Below are 20,071 nucleotides of genomic sequence, written 5' to 3' on the forward strand. Positions count from 1 at the left end.
CCGATGAGAATCGAAGTCGACCTGGATCTGTGCCAGGGACACGCAATGTGCGAGATGGAAGCACCGGAGATCTTCGAAGCTGAGCGTGAATCGGTGAATCTTCTTGACCCGCAACCGGATGATAGCCATTTGGAGGACGTCAAGCGCGCTGTGCGTTACTGTCCCACTCAGGCCCTCAAGATCATTGAAGAATGAAAGTTGGTTATTTCCATGGCATTTGATCGCGCTGAGCTCGACGAGATGGTCGAGCGCTGGCTGCAGGGGAACGTCGACTGCGAGAAAGCCGGCGACTGGCGTCCGCTTGCAGAGTTCTACACCGAAGACGCCACATACGGCTGGAACTACGGCGCCAAGCATGACTTCATGGCGGTCGGTCGAGATGAGATCCGTGACTACGCGATCGGCTACGAGATGGACGGTCTCGACGGGTGGACCTACCCCTACCAGACGTGGGTGATCGACGAGAAGACCGGCGACATGCTCGGACTGTGGAAGCAGATCTTCGAGGCCACCCGCCCGGACGGTTCGCACTATGGGCTGGAAGGGATTCAGGGCAGCTGGTTCAAGTACGCCGGCGATTTCAAGTGGGGCTGGCAGCGAGACTTCTTCGACTACGGCAACGTCACCGCTCTGTTCATGGAGATGATGACCGACGGCGTGATGAGCAAGGGAATGCAGGGCCGCATCGACCGGGTCCTCAACGCCAAGGAGTTGCTGCCAGGGTGGTACCCCCTCGGCAAGACTCCGGTTCCGATGTGGTGACCGGCAGATGTCATACGCGGACCTGAGTCGCGCCCAGCTGGCCAAGCTGGTGCCAGAACTACTGCTGTCCGGCCAGTTGATCGACCGGTCCGGAATGGCGCACTGCATAGCCGCTTTCGGCCGCGAGACCATGGCGCAGATCGCGATCGAGGAGTGGATGGCCGCGAGTCCGGTCTACACCGGGCGGATGCGAACCGCTCTGCAGATCGACGGCGACGGCGTGGCGGACATGTTCAAATGCCTGCAGCTCGACATCGGCGCACCACCTCAGTTCATGGACTTCCGGTACACGATCTTCGACAAGTATCACGGGGAGTTCGTCCTCAACCACTGCGGCGCGTTGATGGACGTGGAGCCGATGGGCGACGACTACGTGACCTCGATGTGCCACGACATCGAAGACCCCACCTTCGACGCCACCGCGATCGCCACCAACCGGCGGGCACGGATTCGCCCGATCCACCGACCACCTCGCCGTCCGGCGGATCAGCACCCGCACTGCGCGTGGACGGTCACCATCGAGCCGGACCGCGAAGAGCTACCGCTGCCTCCCGAATCCATCGAGATGTCGAAAACACAGGCTGCGAAGATCGAACTGTCGCCGATCGACCCGGAAAGCGAGGGCCACGGGGACTACATCGGGCCGGTCTGGGAAGACCTGCGTTTCGAGGACTGGTCCCACTCGGCCCTGGTGCGCATCGCCGAAGAGGTTGCACTGCAACACCATCTGCTGGCGTTGGGCTTTCTGATGTCGGTTCGGGGCAAGACCGACATAGACAAGGCAGCCGAGATCTTCCGCAAGCAGCTGACGGGAATATCCGGTCTGACGGCCGATCGGTTGCGTAAATGCCTTGGCCTCGGACAGGGCGCCGAAGATCTGGCCGCGGTACTGCGGGTGCATCCGATCCTCGGCCCCGATCAGTACGCCGGCACCGAGGTGTCGGTTCACGGCACCGGGGAGTCCGCCATCGTCCGGCTGCGTATCCCTGCCGATTCCAGTGCGGTCGCCGACGGCGGCTGGCTGGCACACATCGATCCAGACCATCTCGAACCGATCCTGGCGATGGCCACCGGTGTCGATCTCACCTGGTCGGCGGTGACCGGTTACCGCGACGGTGGCGACGTGGTGGTCGAGATCGCACATGCCGAAGCCATCAAGGAACTCGGCGAGGTCGCGATCGCGCGATTCAGCGGCGGATCGACTTTCGAGTTCGCCGATCGAGGTATCCCGCTGTCGATCACGCCGGTCAACACGGGCGCCTGACCTCCGTGGCCGAACAGCATCTCTCCGGCAAGTGCGTGGTGATCGCCGGTTCGAGCCGGGGAATCGGTCGCGCCGTGGCCGAACTCCTTGTCGCCGACGGTGCATCGGTGGTGATGAACGGACGCGACGGTGAGGTGGCGTCCCGCGCTGCCGCTGATATGAGGGGCCTCGGCGGCGTCGCGGTGGCAGTTGCCGGTTCGGCGGCCGATGACGGCGTCGCCGAAGCACTGATCGCGGCATCGACCGACGAGTTCGGCGGTCTGGATGCGGTGATCAACTGCGCCGGGATCGCCGAACCCGAACAGTCGTCGATCCTCACCATGTCGACTGCCGACTTCCGCGCGCAGCTCGACGCCCACCTGCTGAGCACTTTCGAGTTGGCTCGGGTGGCGGCGCCGGTCCTGTCCCGGCAGGGTCACGGGTCGATCGTGGCCACGGGCTCTGCGGCCGCGGCCGGCAACTTCGGTGGCACCGGATATCCGGCGGCCAAAGGCGGCGTCAATGGTCTGGCGCTGGCGCTGGCCGCGGACCTGAAGCCGCACGGTGTCCGGGTCAACGTCATCTGTCCCGGTGGGAGAACCCGACTGTCGACCGGCGCCGGCTACGAAGCGCACATCAGGGGTCTCTTCGAGCGCGGGCTGCTCGACGAGTTCACCCGTGACGCCGCGCTCGATCCGGCACCGCCGGATTACGTGGCCCCGCTGTACGCCTACCTGGTGAGTGATCTGGCGTCCGAGGTGACCGGCCAGATATTCAGTGCCGCAGGAGGGTTCATCGGCCGATACCCGGCGTTCGAGCCTGCTTTCGTGGCGTATCGCGGACACCAGGACGAACCGCCCTACACATTGCCGGAGTTGCATCGACTCGTTCCCGACTGATCTGCGTGGGCGACGGTCGTGATAGGCAGTGGACATGACCGAATCGTCTGGGCCGCTGACCTCGCTCGCCATCGAGTACTCGAAAACCGACGCGGGGGTTCGTTCTTTTCGCCAGTACGTGGGGACCGGATTGCTGGATCACCGGGGCGATGCCGGACTGACCTCGGTCGCCACACTCGCCGAGATCGTGGGCGGTTCCGAGTTCTATCATTCGCAGCCCCCAGGATCGGCGACCGTCCAGGCCAGGCTCGCGTTGTCGATGCCGGTACCCGTGACCGTCGGCACCTTCGTACAGGGGTTCGGTCGAGTGGTCGGGATGACGGGCGGACACGGGGTGACGTCGGCCGAACTGGTCGACGACGCCGGCCACGTGGTCTGTTTGGCGATCGGGCGAGGGATCGTCGTCAGCAGACCGACCGGCGAGGTACCCGAGGGAGAGGCCGGCCACGCCGCGGGGTCTGCCCGCCGTGATCCTGAGGCGCCCGCGCCCCCACCTCTCGACGACGCGCTCACCGGTGTCGACATACTTCGTGGTCTGGCAGAAGGAAGCATCGGGCACGGACCCGTGCAGCGGATGTTCGGTATCCGGGTCGCCGCGGTGGGCGACAAGAACATCACCGTCGCCGTCACGCCGACCCCCGGGATGGCCAATCGGATGGGCACCATGCACGGCGGCGTGGTGGTGGCCGCGATGACGGAGGCGTGCTCGCTCGGCGCCGAGTTGCCCGCCGCCGCGGGAGTTCGTTTCCGGATCGTCGACATCACGCTCAGCTACTTCCGATCGCCCGCGATAGAAGGAGGTGAGCTGGCCATCTCGGTCCAGTTGATCAAGGCAGGCCGCCGGATCGTCTCGCTGCTGGCCACCATGGTGGGCGCCGACGGAACTGTCCTCGCCGAGGCCACGGCCGATGCCGCAGTGGTACCACCGGGCTAAAACAAGCAGCAGTGCTTGCTTTAGCTCCCGGGTCGTGTGATGCTGGCCCGGTGAGCATCGTGGCCGAGTTGGTGGCAGACCTGTCCGCCGAGATCGACGTCGTTGACAGCATGGTTGCAGATCTACCCGAATCCGGTTGGTTTGCAAGCACTCCCGCTGTCGGGTGGAAGGTCATCGACCAGGTGGCGCACCTGTCGTGGACCGACGAGCAGGCTCGCGTCGCGGCCACCGACCCCGCAGCGTTCGACGACATCCTCAAGACGGCATGGGAGAAACCCGCCACGTTCGTCGATGACGGGGCTCGTGAAGAGGCGGCGAAGTCGCCCGCGCAACTCCTTGCCGAATGGCGTACGCGTCGACGTGCTCTGATGGACGCGCTCTTGTCCCACCCGCCCGGCGAGAAGCTGCCGTGGTTCGGGCCGCCCATGTCGGCGGCATCGATGGCCACGGCCCGGCTCATGGAGGTGTGGGCTCACGGCCTCGACATCGCCGATGCGCTGGGAATCTCCAACGAACCGACCGCTCGACTGAAGTCGATTGCACACTTGGGGGTCAGAACCCGTGATTTTGCGTATCAGGTGAACCAGATCATTCCTCCCGCCGAGGAATTCCGGTATGAGCTGACGGCTCCCGACGGTTCGGTGTGGACGTGGGGGCCAGAGGGGGCTGCGCAGAAGGTGTCCGGTTCGGCTCTCGACTTCTGCCTCTTGGTGACCCAACGCCGGAACCCAGCGGATGTCGACATCCGCACCGAGGGTGACGATGCGGCCCGGTGGGTGACCATCGCGCAGTGCTTCGCGGGTCCTCCTGGAGGCGGCCGATGAGCGCGGTACGCATCGGCAACGCGTCAGGTTTCTACGGTGACCGCTTCGCCGCGATGCAGGAGATGCTCACCGGCGGTGAACTCGACTACCTGACCGGCGACTACCTCGCCGAGCTGACCATGCTCATTCTCGGACGTGACCGACTCAAGGACTCCACGCTCGGTTACGCGAAAACCTTTCTGCGACAGATGGAGACAAATCTCGGCACGGCGATGGATCGCGGTGTCAAGATCGTCAGCAACGCGGGCGGGGTGAACCCGGCGGGCCTGGCCGAGGCGTTGACCCGGCTGGCAGGCGAACTCGGCCTCTCACCCTCCATCGCCTACGTCGACGGCGACGACCTCACCGCGAGTGCCGCCGATCTCGGGCTGGGAACGCCACTGACAGCAAACGCGTACCTCGGTGGCTTCGGCATCGCCGCCGCCCTGCAAGCCGGTGCCGACATCGTGGTGACCGGTCGCGTCACCGACGCGTCACTGACCGTGGGTCCCGCCATCGCCCACTTCGGTTGGGAGCCGGACAATCTCGATCAGATCGCCGGTGCCATGGTCGCTGGCCACATCATCGAATGCGGCACCCAGGCAACCGGCGGCAACTATGCGTTCTTCACCGAGATCGCAGACCTGCGTCACCCGGGATTCCCGATCGCCGAGGTCGAGGCCGACGGGTCGTCGGTGATCACCAAACATGCCGGAACGGGCGGAGCGGTCACGGTCGGAACCGTCACAGCTCAGTTGCTGTACGAGGTAGGCGGGCCGCGCTACCTCGGGCCCGATGCAACCACCTGTCTCGACACGATCGAGATCGAGGATCTCGGCGACGACCGCGTGCGGGTGACCGGTGTGCGAGGTGAGGCACCACCGGACACCCTGAAGGTGTCGCTGAACCATTTGGCCGGATTCCGTAACGAGATCACCATGATCCTCACGGGTCTGGACATCGAGGCGAAGGCAGAACTGGTGCGGACGCAGTTCGAGTCCGAGCTCCACCACGCACCGGCCGACCTCACCTGGACCCTCACGCGCCTCGATCACACCGACGCACCGACGCAACAACAGGCGAGTGCAGTGCTCCAGTGTGTCGCCAAGGACCCTGACCCGAAGGTCGTCGGGCGCCAGTTCTCCTCGGCTGCGGTCGAATTGGCGCTGGCCAGTTACCCGGGTTTCACGATGTCCGCCCCGCCGGGGACAGGCTCGCCCTTTGCGGTGTTCGAGCCCGGATATGTACCGGCACACAGCGTTCCTCACCGGGTGCATCTCGCGGACGGAACGACGCTCGACATCGACGCCAGCCCGGTGGCGACGTCGGCTCCGGTTGCCGACACGTCATCGCCGGACGAGCCGGCCGATCCCGCCCGCTGGGGCCTCACCCGACGGGCGCCGCTGGGCGACATCGCCGGCGCGCGCAGTGGAGACAAGGGCGGAAGCGCCAATGTCGGTGTGTGGGTGCGCAACCCGGACCACTTCGAGTGGCTGGTGGCAACCCTCACGACGGATCGGTTCACAGCCTTGATTCCCGAAGCCGCCGAACTGACGGTCCATCGCCACGTCTTCCCGAACCTGCTGGCGATCAACTTTGTGATCGAGGGCATCCTCGGTCGCGGTGTCGCGGACAACGTCCGGTTCGACCCACAGGCCAAAGGCCTGGGGGAATGGCTGAGATCACGACACATCGACATCCCCATCGAATTCGGAGAACTGACGTGAGAACACTCGAGACCCCGGCGTGGAGAACTGACGAGCGGGCGCAATTGCGCAGTACCGTCAGGGCTTTCGCGCAGCGACACATCTTGCCGCACCAGGACGAGTGGGAGCGCCTCGGCGAGCTGCCGCTGGACCTGCACAAGCAGGCCGCAGAGGTGGGGCTCCTCGGATTGGGCTTTCCCGAAGAGGTCGGCGGCTCGGGCGGAGACCTGATCGACGCCACGATCCTGGGCGAGGAACTGCACTACGCAGGTGTGTCCGGTGGCGTGTTCTCGTCGCTGCTCACCTGCGGGATCGCGCTACCGCATCTGATCACGGCACGAGATGCCGAGCAGATCGAGAAGTGGGTTCGGCCCACGTTGGCCGGAGAGAAGATCGGAAGTCTCGCGATCACCGAACCCGGAGGCGGCAGCGATGTCGGCCACCTGACCACCGCTGCGGTTCGCGACGGTGATCACTACATCGTCAACGGCACCAAGACCTACATCACCTCAGGTGTACGTGCGGACTTCGTCGTCACCGCGGTACGCACCGGCGGGCCGGGCGCCGGTGGCGTCTCCCTACTGGTGGTCGAGCGCGGCACCCCCGGCTTCACGGTCACCCGCAAGCTCGACAAGATGGGTTGGCGCGCATCGGATACCGCTGAGCTGTCGTACGCGGACGTCCGCGTGCCCGCCACCAACCTCGTCGGTGCGGAGAACTCCGGGTTCGTGCAGATCGCGCAAGCTTTTGTCACCGAACGGGTCGGCCTGGCCGTGCAGGCCTACGCCAGCGCCCAACGGTGTCTCGACCTCACCCTGGAGTGGATCCGTGAGCGGCACACCTTCGGCAAACCGCTGATCGCCCGGCAGTCGGTGCAGGAAACGGTCACCGAGATGGCCCGCAAGATCGACGTGGTCCGCACCTACACCCACGCGATCGTGGACGCCGCGGCCGCCGGCGAGACCGATCTGATCGCCGAGGTCTGTTTCGCGAAGAACAGCGCCGTCGAGGCCGGGGAGTGGGTGGCCGACAAGGCAGTTCAGCTGTTCGGTGGGGCGGGGTACATGACCGGCACCGAGGTCGAACGCCAGTATCGCGACATGCGAATCATCGGTATCGGCGGCGGAACAACCGAAATCCTCACCGGCCTCGCCGGAAAACGATTGGGGTACCACCCGTGAGCGCGCCCGAGATCGACGACGCCACCACTTCGATGCTCGGCAAGATCGCCGAGATCGAGGAACTGTTCGCTCAGGCTGCGGCCGGTGGCGGCGAGAAGAAGGTGGCCCGCCACCGCGAACGCGGCAAGCTGCTTGCTCGCGAACGCATCGAGTTGCTGGTAGATGAGGACAGTCCGTTCCTGGAACTGTCGCCCATCGCCGCGTACGGATCCGATTTCCCTGTGGGGGCCTCGATCGTCACCGGCATCGGTGTGATCGAAGGGGTCGAATGTGTACTCGTGGCCAACGACCCGACCGTGCGTGGCGGCACATCCAATCCCTGGACACTCCGTAAGGGACTGCGCGCCAATCAGGTCGCTCTGGAGAACCGTCTTCCACTGATCAATCTCGTGGAATCCGGGGGAGCGGACCTGCCCACGCAGAAAGAGGTGTTCATCCCCGGAGGCGCGATGTTCCGGGACCTCACCAGACTCTCTGCGGCCGGGATACCGACGCTGTCACTGGTTTTCGGCAACTCGACCGCCGGTGGCGCCTACCTGCCGGGCATGTCCGACCACACCGTGATGATCGAAGGCCAGTCCAAGGTTTTCCTCGGCGGACCGCCGCTGGTGAAGATGGCCACCGGTGAGGTCAGCGACGACGAGTCCCTCGGCGGCGCCCAGATGCACGCACGTACGTCCGGGCTCGCCGACTACTACGCGACCGACGAACGCGACGCCATCCGAATCGGTCGCCGGATCGTGGCCCGGCTCAACTGGCGTAAGCGCGGCCCGGGCCCGGTGGCAGCGAGTGTCGAACCGCGCCATCCCGAATCGGATCTGCTCGGGATCGTGCCGGGAGACCTGAGGATCCCGTTCGATCCTCGCGACGTCATCACCCGCATCGTCGACGACAGCGTGTTCGACGAGTTCAAACCCGAGTACGGATCGTCGCTGTGCACTGGATGGGCGCGCATCCATGGCTATCCGATCGGGATCCTGGCGAATGCCCAGGGGGTGCTGTTCAGCGCCGAGGCGCAAAAGGCAACCCAGTTCATCCAGCTCGCGAACCGCTCGGACACCCCTTTGCTGTTCTTGCACAACACCACCGGATACATGGTGGGTCAAGAATACGAGCGGGGCGGCATCATCAAACACGGCTCGATGATGATCAATGCGGTATCGAACTCCACCGTCCCGCACATCTCGTTGCTGATCGGCGCGAGCTACGGGGCTGGCCACTACGGCATGTGCGGACGGGCGTACAACCCCCGCTTCCTGTTCAGCTGGCCGAGTGCGAAGTCGGCGGTGATGGGGGCGGCCCAACTGGCCGGAGTGATCTCGATGGTGTCGCGCGCCGCGACCGAGGCCAGGGGCGGAACGGTCGACGAAGAGGCCGACGCCGGGATGCGGGCGATGATCGAAGCCCAGATCGAGAAGGAGTCGATGCCGGCGTTCCTCTCGGGAATGCTGTACGACGACGGCATCATCGACCCCCGGGACAGCCGTACGGTTCTCGGGCTCTGCCTCTCGGCGATCGACAACGGGCCGGTGCAAGGCACCAGCAACTTCGGCGTCTTCCGGATGTGATGGGAAACATGCAAACAGTACTGGTGGCCAACCGCGGCGAGATCGCACGCCGGGTCTTCGCCACATGCCGCCGTCTCGGATTCGGCACCGTTGCGGTGTACTCGGACCCCGACGCCAACGCTCCTCACGTCCGTGAGGCAGATGTGGCAGTTCGGTTGCCGGGCAACACTTCTGCCGATACCTACCTCAAGATCGATGCGGTGATCGCTGCCGCGCGTGCCGCCGGTGCCGATGCGGTGCACCCGGGATACGGCTTCCTGTCCGAGAACGCCGCCTTCGCCCGAGCGGTGATCGGGGCCGGGCTCACCTGGATCGGCCCCGATCCATCGGCGATCGATGCGATGGGTTCGAAGGTGAACGCCAAGGCGCTCATGGCCGACGCCGGTGTACCGGTGTTGAGCAACCTGGATCCGGCTGCCATTGCCGCCGAGGATCTTCCGGTACTGATCAAGGCATCCGCCGGCGGTGGTGGCCGGGGTATGCGCATCGTTCGCGACCTCGCCGACCTGGCCGCAGAGGTGGCGACCGCAGCTCGTGAAGCGCAATCGGCGTTCGGTGACGCGACGGTGTTCTGCGAGCCGTACATCGAGCGCGGCCACCACATCGAGGTGCAGGTGCTGGGCGACGCAGCAGGAAACGTGTGGGCGGTGGGCGAGCGGGAGTGCTCGATACAGCGGCGCCATCAGAAGATCATCGAGGAGGCGCCGTCACCGCTCGTGGAGCGAATCGGCGCCGCATTGCGCCGCGAACTCTTCGACGCCGCGGTGGCCGCTGCCTCGGCCATCGGTTACACCGGAGCCGGGACCGTCGAGTTCCTCGCCGACGACAACGGACGGTTCTTCTTCTTGGAGATGAACACCCGGCTGCAGGTCGAACACCCCGTCACAGAGGAGACCAGTGGGCTCGACCTGGTCGCGTGGCAACTGCACATCGCCGAGGGCGCACATCTGCCACCCGAAGCTCCGGAACCGCAGGGTCATTCGATCGAGGTTCGCCTGTATGCCGAGGATCCCGGCGCCGACTGGCAACCCCAGTCCGGCAGGGTCGATCACGTCCACATCGCGGGCGATGCGGCCTTCCGCCGGCTGGGTGCACCCGGTGTGCGAGTGGACTCGGGCATCGAGGGCGGAAGCGAGATCTCGGTCTTCTACGACCCTATGCTCGCCAAGGTGATCAGCTGGGCACCGGATCGACGCACCGCGATCAACATCCTGGCGGGGGCGCTCGAGTCGGCGGAACTCCACGGTCCACGCACCAACCGCGACATGCTGGTGACGATGCTGCGCCGCAACGAGTTCCGTGCTGGCGACACCACCACCAAGTTCATCGACGAGATCGGTCTCGACGTCCTCTCGGCGCCTCTGGCCGGTGAGCAGCGACGACGCGAGGCCGTCATCGCCGCCGCACTCGCCGACGCCGCCGACAACCGGAGCCGTGCGGGCGCGGATGGGGAACTGCCGTCGGGCTGGCGCAACCTGCCGTCGGCCACACAGACGAAGAACTACACGTTCGGTGAGAACACCGACGAGACGACGGTGCGATACCGGGTGACACGTGACGGTGTGGTGCTTCCGGACGACCCGGCGGTGGCCGTGAAGACGATGCACAGAAACGCAGTGACCCTCACCGTCGCCGGCGTGGACCGCACCTTCCGGGTACGTCGACGCGACGACGCGCGCTGGGTCGATTTCGCAGGCGGGTCGGTGACGCTGAGCCGGGCACCGCGATTCGTCGATCCCGCGGAGATGAGTGCCCCCGGGTCGTTGCTCGCCCCGATGCCGGGGTCGATCATCCGGATCGCCGTCGTGGAAGGTCAGACCGTCACGAAGGGCGAGCCGCTGCTGTGGCTCGAGGCGATGAAGATGGAGCACACCATCTCGGCCTCCGCAGACGGAATCGTGGAGAAGCTGCCCATCGGGGCAGGACAACAGGTGGCCGTGGGCGAAGTGCTCGCCGTCATCTCAGAACATCGGCCGAACGAGATCGAGGGAGAGTCAGCATGAGCTTCGTGGAAACAGATGAGCAGAAGGCGTTACGCAGTTCGGTGGCCGGTCTCGGCGGCCGTTTCGGCCACGAGTACTTCCTCGATTGCGCCCGCAGTGGCCGCAAGACGGACGAATTGTGGTCTGAGGCAGGAAAGCTCGGCTTCATCGGTGTGAACCTGCCCGAGGAGTACGGCGGCGGTGGCGCGGGAATGTACGAACTGTCGATCGTGATGGAAGAACTGGCCGCCATCGGTAGCGGACTGCTGATGATGGTGGTCTCCCCGGCAATCTGCGGAAATGTCATCGCGCGCTTCGGTACCGAAGACCAGAAGAAGCAGTGGCTGCCCGGACTCGCCGACGGGTCGATCACCATGGCTTTCGGTATCACCGAACCCGATGCGGGGTCCAACTCGCACAACATCACCACCACTGCGCGGCGCGACGGTGGCGATTGGCTGCTCTCGGGTCGCAAGATCTACGTGTCCGGCGTGGACCAGGCCCAGGCCGTGCTGATCGTGGCCCGCACCGAGGACGCAAAGACCGGCCGGCTCAAGCCCGCGCTGTTCATCCTGCCCACCGACGCACCGGGTTTCGAGTTCAATCAGATCGAGATGGACCTGATCAATCCCGAGAAGCAGTTCCTGCTGTTCCTCGACGACGTGCGCCTGCCGTCGACCGCGTTGGTCGGTTCCGAGGATGCGGCGCTGAGTCAACTGTTCGCCGGTCTCAATCCCGAGCGCATCATGGCAGCGGCGTCAGCTGTCGGGATGGGACGCTTCGCTCTCGCCCGAGCAGTGGAGTACGTCAACGAGCGGACCGTGTGGAAGACGCCCATCGGCGCACACCAGGCCATCGCACATCCACTGGCAGTCGGCAAGATCGAGATGGAGCTGGCCAAATTGATGATGCAGAAGGCCGCGACGCTGTACGACGCCGGTGACGACTGGGGTGCGGCCGAACCGGCGAACATGGCCAAGTATGCGGCGGCCGAGGCGTGCGTCAAGATCGTCGACTCCGCCGTACAGTCGCTCGGCGGCAACGGCCTGTCCACCGAGTACGGGCTCGCGCCGCTGCTCAACCTGTGCCGGATCGCCCGCGTGGCGCCCGTCAGTCGCGAGATGATCCTGAACTTCGTGGCGCAGAACAGTCTCGGCCTACCCAAGTCGTACTGAGAGCGGAACCCGAGAACCGATATGGACGACATCGTCGGATACGCCGCCGAGGCGGGAATCGCGACCATCACCCTGGATTCGCCAGGAAACCGTAATGCGATCTCAGGCGCGCTGGTCGAGCAGCTGACGGCACGACTGGACGCTGCCCGCGACGACCAGGCGGTGCGAGCGGTGGTGTTGACACACACCGGCGGGACCTTTTGTGCAGGAGCCGATCTCAGTGAGGCGGGCAGAACCGGGCCAGAGGTGATGATCCATCTCATGCGGTCGATCCTCGAGTTGCCCAAGCCGGTGATCGGTCGGATCGATGGCCACGTACGAGCAGGCGGGTTCGGGTTCGTCGGGGCCTGCGATCTGGTGGCGGCGGGCCCGGCGAGCACCTTCGCGTTGACCGAAGCGAGAATCGGCGTCGCGCCATCGATGATCTCGCTCACGGTGCTCCCCAGACTCACGTCGCGGGCGGCCGGCCGATACTTCCTCACCGGCGAGAAGTTCGACGCTCCCGTGGCCGAGGAGATCGGGCTGATCACCACCGCGGCGGCGGACTCCGAGGCGCTGGGCGGCATCGTGGCGAAATGGTGCGCCGACCTGCGCAAGGGTTCTCCGCAGGGACTCGCGGCCAGCAAGCGGCTGACCACAACGGCGATTCTGCGTGAATTCGACCGCGACGCAGCACGATTGGCAAGCGAATCGGCAGTCCTGTTCGGTTCGGATGAGGCCAGGTCTGGAATGCTCGCGTTCTTGAACAAGCAACCGCCTCCGTGGGTGGCCGAGCACCCATGACGCGCGGCCCGGTACGAACTCCCCAGCAGGACCGCAGTCGGGCGACGCGCCAACGCCTGCTCGACGCGACCATCGACGTCCTCGCCGTCGATGGCTGGGCGGCGTGCAGCGTGGGTGTGGTTGCCGGCCGTGCGGGGGTGTCCCGCGGTGCGGCGCAACACCATTTCCCGACCCGCGAGGACCTCATCACCGCTGCTCTCGAGCATGTCTTCGAGAACCTGACGATGCGTGCCACCGACGAGGCCGAGCGACTCCCACCTGGTGCCGGACGGATCGAGGTCGCCGTCGCCACGGCCGTCGAGTTCTACACCGGTCAGGAGTTCAAGGCGGCATTACAGGTGTGGTGCGCAGCAGCATCCGACGAATCGCTGCGCCGGTTGATCCTGCCACTCGAGGGCCGGTTCGGAGCCGCGGCCCATTCGATGACGGTGCACATGCTGGGGGTCGACGATTCGGACCCCAAGGTCCATCGGCTGGTGCAGGCGACCCTGGACTTCGCGCGTGGGCTCGGACTGGCCGATACGTTGTCCGACGACTCCGCGCGCCGCAGGCAGGTCGTCGGGGCCTGGGCGGAGCAACTGCGGGCGTCTCTGCGCTGATTTGTGCAACCAGAAGGTTGCATATCGGAGCCGGGATGTGCAATCCTGGGGTTGCAGATCAATCCGACACGGAGGACACCATGACCGAAGACTTCGACCGCATCGAGCGGCAGATCGACATCGACGCACCGGCGGATCGGGTGTGGTCGCTGATCAGTGAGCCCGGTTGGTACATCAACGACTCCGAGATCACCCCCCACCGGATCGAGCGGTCCGGCGACGTCGACATCGTGCATGATCCGGTGCACGGTGCTTTTGCCCTTCGCACCGTCACGCTGGACCCGCCGAAGTACGCTGCTTTCCGCTGGATCGCCGATGTGGACGACACCGCGGGCGCCTCGACGTTGGTCGAGTTCTGGATCGACGAGATATCCTCGGGGTCAGTGATTCTCAGGGTCGCCGAGAGCGGGTTCGCGTCTCTGCCCGGGGACGCCACCGAACGGCGAAAGAAGTTCGACGACAACACCGAGGGATGGACCCAGGAGCTGGTTATCGCGAAGCGGCATCTCGAACTCGCTCAGGTCGATGTCCGGAGCTGACACCGAACTGCCGGCAGTCTTCGCCGCGCTCGCCGACGACACCCGCTGGGGGCTGCTCGTCAGGCTGGGCAGGTCCCCGGCGTCCGCGTCGGCGCTCGCGGCGGAGTTCCCGGTCTCGCGACAGGCCATTGCCAAGCATCTGGCGATCTTGGAGGAGACGGGTCTGGTCTCGTCGTCGAAGTCCGGCCGCGAGGTGAGGTTCACCGCGGTGGGCGCTCGGCTCAGCCGGATCGGCCGCGAACTCGATGGCATCGCGGCCGGCTGGGATCGTCGTCTTGCCGACATCAAGACCCGTGCCGAGGCCGATCCAAACAGCTAGGGCCGTCTTCATCCGCTGCCGGCGGGCCACCTGATATGAATCGGTGATGACTGACACGAGCGGGGACGCAGCAGGCCGGCAGCGGGTGACCTGTGAGGTCGCCGATGGGGTCGCGCAGGTGCGGCTCAATCGGCCGGACAAGATGAACGCCCTCGATCCGGCGATGTTCGAGGCGCTCGTCGACGTCGGGTCAGCGCTCATCGACCGCACCGACGTCTCCGCCGTGGTGATCGCCGGTGAAGGCCGGGCGTTCTGTGCCGGTCTCGACATGGGACAGTTCGAACTGATGCAAGGTGGGGCTGCCGACGTCGTGGCCGACCGCGAACGTCTGGGCGCGGCAACAGCTTTGGGCCAACAAGCCGTGCACGTGTGGTCGCTGGTGCCCGTACCGGTCATCGCCGCCCTCCACGGCGTCGCGTTCGGTGGGGGATTGCAGGTGGCGCTCGGCGCGGACATCCGGATCGCCGCGCCCGACACCACACTGTCGGTGATGGAGATCGTCTGGGGGCTGATCCCGGACATGACCGGCACGCAGATACTGCCGGAGCTCGTCGGCCGCGACGTCGCCAAGGAGCTGGTGTTCACCGGTCGCAGAATCAGTGGAAGCGACGCAGCCGCACTGGGTCTGGTGACCCGCACCGACGACGAACCGCTGTCCGCGGCCACGGCGCTGGCCACCGAGATCGCAGGCAACTCCCGGGGCGCACTGGTCGAGGCCAAGGCTCTGCTCGAACTGGCCGGGCGAGTGGACCTCGCCGCGGGATTCGACGCCGAGCAGGTCGCCATCCGGAAGCTGATCGGCTCACCCGAGCAGATCGAGGTCGTCCGCAGACGCACCGAGGACATGGCACGCCGCCGACGCTGACGCACGATGTACGACGAAGGCCCGCACCCCTGGCGAGAGAGGTACGGGCCTCGTCGGGACTCGTCACGCCGCGTGGTGGATGACCCCGCGAATGTTCTTGCCGTCGCGAAGATCCTGGTAGCCCTGATTGACCTGTTCGAGTGAGTAGGTCTGAGTGATCAGCTCATCCAGTTTCAACTGGCCGGCGTCGTACAGCCGCAGAAGTTTGACGATGTCGTACTGCGGATTCATCGATCCGAAGAGCGACCCCTTGATCGTCTTCTGGTTCAAGGTCAGATCGGTGCCCGACACCTGCACCGTCAACTTCGTCGGGTCCGCCAGGCCGGTGATCACCACTGTGCCGCCCTTGCCGATCACCGCGGTCGCGGCCGACACCACGTCCTGGTCGACGGTGCCGACCAGGATCAGGGCCGCGTCGGCGCCTTGGCCCCAGGTGAGTTCATTGACCTTCTCAGCGGCACTGGCCGCATCGGCGAATGCGTGTGTGGCACCGAACTTCAGCGCGGTCTCGCGCTTGAGCGGCACGGGGTCGACCACCACCACGTATTTGCAGCCGGCGCCCACCGCACCCTGTACGGCGTTGATACCCAGCCCTCCGATGCCGTAGATCACCGCCGTGTCGCCGTTGCGGAGGTTGCCGGCATTGACCGCTGTTCCCCAGCCGGACGGCACACCGCAGCCGACCAGGACGGCGGTCTCCAGCGGAAGCCAATCGTCGACCTTCACAACCGAGTGCTGTGAGATGGTGGCGCGTTCGGCGAACGTACCGAGCATGCACATGGCGCCGAAATCTTTTCCGCCTCCGTGGAATCGGAAGGAACCGTCGGGCATCGAGCCCTCCAGGATGGTGGCGCCCATGTCGCAGAGGTTCTGCCGACCGGTCGAGCAGTAGCGACAGGTGCCGCAGTTGGGGATGAAGCTACACACCACGTGGTCGCCGGGCTTCACCTTGGTGACGCCGGGTCCCACCTCTTCGATGATGCCCGACCCTTCGTGTCCGCCGACGATCGGATAGCGGGGTGGTAGGTCGCCGTCGGTCAGGTGCAGGTCGGAATGGCAGAGTCCGGCGGCGGTGTACTTGATGAGCACCTCGCCGGGGCCCGGCCCGTCGAGTTCGAGTTCCATGATCTCGAACGGTTTGCCGGCCTCGAGTAGCACTGCGGCTTTGGTTTTCATGATGGTCCTTTCGATGGTGTGTAGGGAGATGCCAGGAAGCGTTGTCAGAGAGCGATGTTCACTGATTTGGTCTCGGTGTAGAGATCGATCGCCGAGTTGCCCAGTTCGCGGCCCCAGCCGGACTGCTTGTAGCCACCGAACGGCATCGCGGTGTCGAACCCGTTGTACTGGTTGACCCAGACCGAACCGGCCTTGATGCGCCTGGCTGTCTTGTGTGCCTTGGACAGGTCTCGGGTCCAGATGCCGGCGGCGAGTCCGTAGATCGAGTTGTTGGCTGCAGCCACCACGTCATCTCCGTCGAAGGGCATTGCGGCCACCACTGGGCCGAAGATCTCTTCCTCGACGATCGAGAAACTCGGCTCGACGTCCACGAATACGGTGGGTTCGATGAAGTATCCCTCGTCACCCCAACGCTTTCCGCCGGTCAGCGCCCGTGCTCCGTCGGCAAGGCCCTGAGCGAGATAGCCACTGACCTTGTCGAACTGCTCCTGCGAGATGAGCGGGCCGAGTTCGGTGGTGGGATCGAGGCCAGGCCCGATCTTGGCCTTTGATGCAGCCTCTGCGACGGCAGCGGTGAAGTCGTCGAAGATCGGGCGCTCCACGAAGAGTCGCGTGCCCGCGACGCAGCACTGGCCGTGGTTGAACATCCATGCGGCGACCGAACCGGCCACGGCCTGCTCGAAGTCGGCGTCGGCGAACACGATGTTCGGGCTCTTGCCGCCCAATTCGAGGGAGACCTTCTTGAGATTGCCCTGCGCGGCCGCGACGATTTTCTTGCCGACCTCGGTGGACCCGGTGAACGCGATCTTGTCCACGTCCGGATGTGCCGTCAGGGCGGCGCCGGCGTCACCGAAGCCGGTGACGATGTTGACGACCCCGGGAGGAAATCCTGCCTCTTCGAAGATCTCGCCCAAAAGCAGTGCGGTCAAGGGGGTTTGTTCGGCAGGTTTGAGCACCACGGTGTTGCCGGCCGCGAGTGCGGGGGCCAACTTGAACGACGCCATCAGGAGCGGGAAGTTCCACGGAACGATGAGGCCGCATACCCCGACGGGGTCACGCAGGGTGTACGCGTGGAACTCGCCGCCCGGGACGAAGGGCATCGACACGTTGACCGTTGATCCGAAGATCTTGGTGCACAGTCCCGCGTTGTATCGGAAGATGTCGGCCGACCACGCCGTGTCGACAGCCGCGGCGATACCCGCTGATTTGCCGTTGTCCAAGGCTTCGAGCTGGCCGAATTCCTCCGCGCGTTCGGTGAGCAGATCACCGACCCGCCAGAGCAGACGTTCGCGCTCGTTCGGCTTCATCCGGGCCCATGGTCCGTCGTCGAATGCGCGCCGGGCGGCCCGGACCGCTCGGTCGACGTCGGCGGCGTCGCCGTGGGCGACGTCGGTGATGGGAGCCGTGGTGGCCGGGTCGAAGGTGGTGAAGGTCTTGCCCGACGCGGCACCTGTCCACTCACCCCCGATCAGCATCGAACGGTCGGTGGAAATGAAATCCCTTACCCGCGATGTCAATTGGGGCTCGGCAATGGCGGTCATACATTCTCCTAGCGTCAGCATGCACAGTCGTTTATGTGACTGCGGTCATAGTGCCAACGAAAGGTGGTGCCCAACTGTCCGGAATCTGTACACCCTGCCGGACGCCGAGGATCATCCTGTCGGTCGAACGAGCCTCAGTGATCGATGTCCAGTGCGCGAAGCCGGGTGTACAGCGTGCTGCGACTGATACCCAGCATCTTCGCTGCGTGGACCTTGTTGCCCTCGCTGGCCTGCATGGCCTCGACGATCGCCTGACGTTCGGCCCGGTCGCGTCCGGACAGCCGGTGCGCGCGCGTGGTGGTCTGATGGTGCGCAGGCAGGTCGGCAACCGTGATCACCCGATCCGCGCGGCGGGCGGCGTTGTCGGCCGCGGTTCGCAGAACCATCGTGAGTTCGGTCAGGTTGCCCGGCCAGTCGGACGAGAGCAGGGCCTCGCCGGCTGCCGCACCGAGCACGGCACGAGGCGCGATGCGCGACAACACGTTTCCCGCCAGAGCCGGCAGGTCGATCGTGCGATGGCGCAACGGCGCCAGATCTACCCGGCGTGGACACAGAGCGATGAGGGCGGCGACCGGACCAGGTGACTCGGGCAGCGGGGGAGCGGTCAGCACAACCGGTGGGGTCCCCTCGAGAACCGCCGTCCTGAGCGCGGACAGACTCAGCGGATCAAGAAGATGCACGTTCTCGATGAGCAGGGTGGTCTCGTCGGTTCCGGCGAGATGGCCGATCAGTCCGCCACCGCCCGAGCCGGTCACCAGGGCCGCGGCGTCCACGGCACGGACCGGGCGGTCGCCCAGCAGTTCAGCCGCGGTGCTGGTCCGTCCACTACCCGGTTCACCGGTGATCGCAGTGTTCTCCCACACGCTACGAGGTCGGTCTGTCCGCATGCCCGCGCCGGTCTGCGAGCGCGACTTACGGGCAATCGGCACGCGGGGCAGATCGAGAGGTCGCACCCGGAAGAGGGCGCCACCGGCACTGCCGGACACCCGCCGACCGACGACCTCCACGACGTTGCCCGACACCAGGGCGAGTTGCGTTCGGCGCTCGTCTGCACCCAGATCGGCGGCCAGCGCGCGAAGGGTTCCGAAGTCCGCGGACGCGAGGATGTCGGCGGCAAGGGCATTGGTCAGCAACAGATCGTCACCGACCGCGACCACGGCGACATCGCGCCGGGGCGCGACACGCTGAAACGCCTCCACCACCGCCGTCTGCCGCGCCCTCGACCCCTCCAGGAGACGCTGCTCGATATCGCCCGCGATTCGGTCGACAAACGGCGCGAACAGCGGATTGACGGTCGGTTCGAGGTTGCTCATGCAGACGATCCCCTCCAGCCGCCGGGAGACGGGATGGAGGATGGGCCGCCCATAGCAGCTGATCGTGCGGAACTGCTCGAGGAAGTGTTCGGCGGCATTGATGACGATGCCGTCCCGGATCTCGAGCGGGGTGCCGAGCGCGGTGGTGCCCATCGTGTCCTCGCTGAACTCGGCGCCGCAGACCGCGCCCACCGATTCCAGTGCCTGCTCGACCTGGACCCCGCCGAACGTGCGAGACACGAGCCGGGCATCGGCATCCACCAGCAACAGAGCCGTGTTGGACTCGGCCAATTGATGTGCGATGGCGTCGATGACCGGGCCGGCGGCCCGAAGCAACGGATGCTCGGTCGATGAGATGTCCACAGGCTGCACGTCCGGCGAATCACCTGGCTTCAGCCCACCCAGCAGCGATCGCTGCCACGACTGGGCGATGTCGGGGCGATTCGGCTGGGTGTGCGATCGGCTGTTCATCTGCACCCGCGACGCTACCCCCGCGGTAGGCGAGAGCACTGCGGAATCGGGTGCCTCGGCGGTCGATACGAGGCTGGGGCCACGGGCGGGACGTAGCTGTCGTAGGCCCATCAGGGGACAGGGCCCGACGCTTGCCGGTGCGCTCGAGTGGACCACCCGCGGGCCGACACAGGCGAATAGACTCGCCGGAACCGAGAACTGGTCTGCAGCAC

General features: G+C 65.7%; 19 protein-coding genes. 16 read left to right on the forward strand and 3 right to left on the reverse strand.

Annotated elements, in window-relative coordinates; all coding sequences use genetic code 11:
* Positions 1-3 precede the first annotated feature (3 nt).
* From CSW57_RS17320 to CSW57_RS17395, 16 genes are all read left to right on the forward strand, one after another.
* Positions 4-195 (forward strand): ferredoxin, encoded by a 192-nt coding sequence (locus tag CSW57_RS17320; RefSeq protein ID WP_023956183.1) that lies wholly within the window; start codon positions 4-6, stop codon positions 193-195.
* Between the two features lie 15 nt (positions 196-210).
* A complete protein-coding gene (locus CSW57_RS17325; RefSeq protein ID WP_099383893.1) occupies positions 211-762 on the forward strand; it encodes a hypothetical protein in 552 nt (183 codons plus the stop codon).
* Positions 763-769: 7 nt separating this feature from the next.
* A complete protein-coding gene (locus CSW57_RS17330) occupies positions 770-2,026 on the forward strand; it encodes a hypothetical protein (RefSeq protein WP_099383894.1) in 1,257 nt (418 codons plus the stop codon).
* A 5-nt stretch (positions 2,027-2,031) separates the two neighbouring features.
* Entirely contained in the window at positions 2,032-2,904 is an 873-nt protein-coding gene (locus CSW57_RS17335) for an SDR family NAD(P)-dependent oxidoreductase (protein ID WP_099383895.1), read from the forward strand.
* Positions 2,905-2,938: 34 nt separating this feature from the next.
* A complete protein-coding gene (locus CSW57_RS17340; RefSeq protein WP_143696561.1) occupies positions 2,939-3,838 on the forward strand; it encodes a PaaI family thioesterase in 900 nt (299 codons plus the stop codon).
* Positions 3,839-3,897: 59 nt separating this feature from the next.
* Positions 3,898-4,662: a TIGR03084 family metal-binding protein gene (locus tag CSW57_RS17345; RefSeq protein WP_099384566.1), complete on the forward strand. Its 765-nt coding sequence runs from the start codon at positions 3,898-3,900 to the stop codon at positions 4,660-4,662.
* Complete coding sequence (locus tag CSW57_RS17350; protein WP_099383897.1) at positions 4,659-6,368, forward strand: acyclic terpene utilization AtuA family protein; 1,710 nt, start codon at positions 4,659-4,661, stop codon at positions 6,366-6,368. The genes CSW57_RS17345 and CSW57_RS17350 overlap by 4 nt, the downstream gene beginning before the upstream one ends.
* Positions 6,365-7,528 (forward strand): acyl-CoA dehydrogenase family protein, encoded by a 1,164-nt coding sequence (locus CSW57_RS17355; protein ID WP_223249325.1) that lies wholly within the window; start codon positions 6,365-6,367, stop codon positions 7,526-7,528. The genes CSW57_RS17350 and CSW57_RS17355 overlap by 4 nt, the downstream gene beginning before the upstream one ends.
* Before the next feature lie 32 nt (positions 7,529-7,560).
* Entirely contained in the window at positions 7,561-9,096 is a 1,536-nt protein-coding gene (locus tag CSW57_RS17360; RefSeq protein WP_223249400.1) for an acyl-CoA carboxylase subunit beta, read from the forward strand.
* A gap of 8 nt (positions 9,097-9,104) precedes the next feature.
* Positions 9,105-11,099: an acetyl/propionyl/methylcrotonyl-CoA carboxylase subunit alpha gene (locus CSW57_RS17365; protein WP_223249326.1), complete on the forward strand. Its 1,995-nt coding sequence runs from the start codon at positions 9,105-9,107 to the stop codon at positions 11,097-11,099.
* Positions 11,096-12,253: an acyl-CoA dehydrogenase family protein gene (locus CSW57_RS17370; RefSeq protein WP_099383900.1), complete on the forward strand. Its 1,158-nt coding sequence runs from the start codon at positions 11,096-11,098 to the stop codon at positions 12,251-12,253. Before CSW57_RS17365 ends, CSW57_RS17370 begins: the two co-directional genes overlap by 4 nt.
* Positions 12,254-12,274: 21 nt before the next feature.
* Positions 12,275-13,036, forward strand: a complete 762-nt coding sequence (locus CSW57_RS17375) for an enoyl-CoA hydratase family protein (protein WP_099383901.1) — start codon at positions 12,275-12,277, stop codon at positions 13,034-13,036.
* A complete protein-coding gene (locus CSW57_RS17380) occupies positions 13,033-13,635 on the forward strand; it encodes a TetR/AcrR family transcriptional regulator (protein ID WP_099383902.1) in 603 nt (200 codons plus the stop codon). Before CSW57_RS17375 ends, CSW57_RS17380 begins: the two co-directional genes overlap by 4 nt.
* A gap of 80 nt (positions 13,636-13,715) precedes the next feature.
* Positions 13,716-14,174, forward strand: a complete 459-nt coding sequence (locus tag CSW57_RS17385; protein ID WP_099384568.1) for an ATPase — start codon at positions 13,716-13,718, stop codon at positions 14,172-14,174.
* A complete protein-coding gene (locus CSW57_RS17390) occupies positions 14,161-14,493 on the forward strand; it encodes an ArsR/SmtB family transcription factor (protein ID WP_099383903.1) in 333 nt (110 codons plus the stop codon). Before CSW57_RS17385 ends, CSW57_RS17390 begins: the two co-directional genes overlap by 14 nt.
* A 46-nt stretch (positions 14,494-14,539) precedes the next feature.
* Positions 14,540-15,358: a crotonase/enoyl-CoA hydratase family protein gene (locus tag CSW57_RS17395; protein ID WP_099383904.1), complete on the forward strand. Its 819-nt coding sequence runs from the start codon at positions 14,540-14,542 to the stop codon at positions 15,356-15,358.
* A gap of 63 nt (positions 15,359-15,421) precedes the next feature.
* Here the strand turns inward: CSW57_RS17395 and CSW57_RS17400 are convergent, their stop codons facing one another.
* From CSW57_RS17400 to CSW57_RS17410, 3 genes are all read right to left on the reverse strand, one after another.
* Complete coding sequence (locus CSW57_RS17400; RefSeq protein WP_099383905.1) at positions 15,422-16,534, reverse strand: NDMA-dependent alcohol dehydrogenase; 1,113 nt, start codon at positions 16,532-16,534, stop codon at positions 15,422-15,424.
* A gap of 44 nt (positions 16,535-16,578) precedes the next feature.
* Positions 16,579-18,075 carry an aldehyde dehydrogenase family protein gene (locus CSW57_RS17405; RefSeq protein ID WP_099383906.1) on the reverse strand — a complete coding sequence of 499 codons (1,497 nt, stop codon included), beginning with the start codon at positions 18,073-18,075 and terminating at the stop codon, positions 16,579-16,581.
* A gap of 134 nt (positions 18,076-18,209) precedes the next feature.
* The gene (locus CSW57_RS17410) at positions 18,210-19,859 is read right to left on the reverse strand and encodes a sigma-54-dependent Fis family transcriptional regulator (protein WP_099384569.1); all 1,650 of its coding nucleotides are present in this window, start codon (positions 19,857-19,859) and stop codon (positions 18,210-18,212) included.
* Positions 19,860-20,071: the final 212 nt, after the last annotated feature.

It is taken from the genome of Williamsia muralis (assembly GCF_002735905.1).
GTDB lineage: Bacteria > Actinomycetota > Actinomycetes > Mycobacteriales > Mycobacteriaceae > Williamsia > Williamsia muralis_A.

Bases quoted from the DNA above. Each gene is read 5' to 3' on its own strand.
- CSW57_RS17320 (WP_023956183.1), top strand. From the start codon at position 4: ATGAGAATCGAAGTCGACCTGGATCTGTGCCAGGGACACGCAATGTGC.
- CSW57_RS17325 (WP_099383893.1), top strand. From the start codon at position 211: ATGGCATTTGATCGCGCTGAGCTCGACGAGATGGTCGAGCGCTGGCTG.
- CSW57_RS17330 (WP_099383894.1), top strand. From the start codon at position 770: ATGTCATACGCGGACCTGAGTCGCGCCCAGCTGGCCAAGCTGGTGCCA.
- CSW57_RS17340 (WP_143696561.1), top strand. From the start codon at position 2,939: ATGACCGAATCGTCTGGGCCGCTGACCTCGCTCGCCATCGAGTACTCG.
- CSW57_RS17350 (WP_099383897.1), top strand. From the start codon at position 4,659: ATGAGCGCGGTACGCATCGGCAACGCGTCAGGTTTCTACGGTGACCGC.
- CSW57_RS17360 (WP_223249400.1), top strand. From the start codon at position 7,561: ATGCTCGGCAAGATCGCCGAGATCGAGGAACTGTTCGCTCAGGCTGCG.
- CSW57_RS17365 (WP_223249326.1), top strand. From the start codon at position 9,105: ATGCAAACAGTACTGGTGGCCAACCGCGGCGAGATCGCACGCCGGGTC.
- CSW57_RS17370 (WP_099383900.1), top strand. From the start codon at position 11,096: ATGAGCTTCGTGGAAACAGATGAGCAGAAGGCGTTACGCAGTTCGGTG.
- CSW57_RS17375 (WP_099383901.1), top strand. From the start codon at position 12,275: ATGGACGACATCGTCGGATACGCCGCCGAGGCGGGAATCGCGACCATC.
- CSW57_RS17380 (WP_099383902.1), top strand. From the start codon at position 13,033: ATGACGCGCGGCCCGGTACGAACTCCCCAGCAGGACCGCAGTCGGGCG.
- CSW57_RS17385 (WP_099384568.1), top strand. From the start codon at position 13,716: ATGACCGAAGACTTCGACCGCATCGAGCGGCAGATCGACATCGACGCA.
- CSW57_RS17390 (WP_099383903.1), top strand. From the start codon at position 14,161: ATGTCCGGAGCTGACACCGAACTGCCGGCAGTCTTCGCCGCGCTCGCC.
- CSW57_RS17395 (WP_099383904.1), top strand. From the start codon at position 14,540: ATGACTGACACGAGCGGGGACGCAGCAGGCCGGCAGCGGGTGACCTGT.
- CSW57_RS17400 (WP_099383905.1), bottom strand. From the start codon at position 16,534: ATGAAAACCAAAGCCGCAGTGCTACTCGAGGCCGGCAAACCGTTCGAG.
- CSW57_RS17405 (WP_099383906.1), bottom strand. From the start codon at position 18,075: ATGACCGCCATTGCCGAGCCCCAATTGACATCGCGGGTAAGGGATTTC.
- CSW57_RS17410 (WP_099384569.1), bottom strand. From the start codon at position 19,859: ATGAACAGCCGATCGCACACCCAGCCGAATCGCCCCGACATCGCCCAG.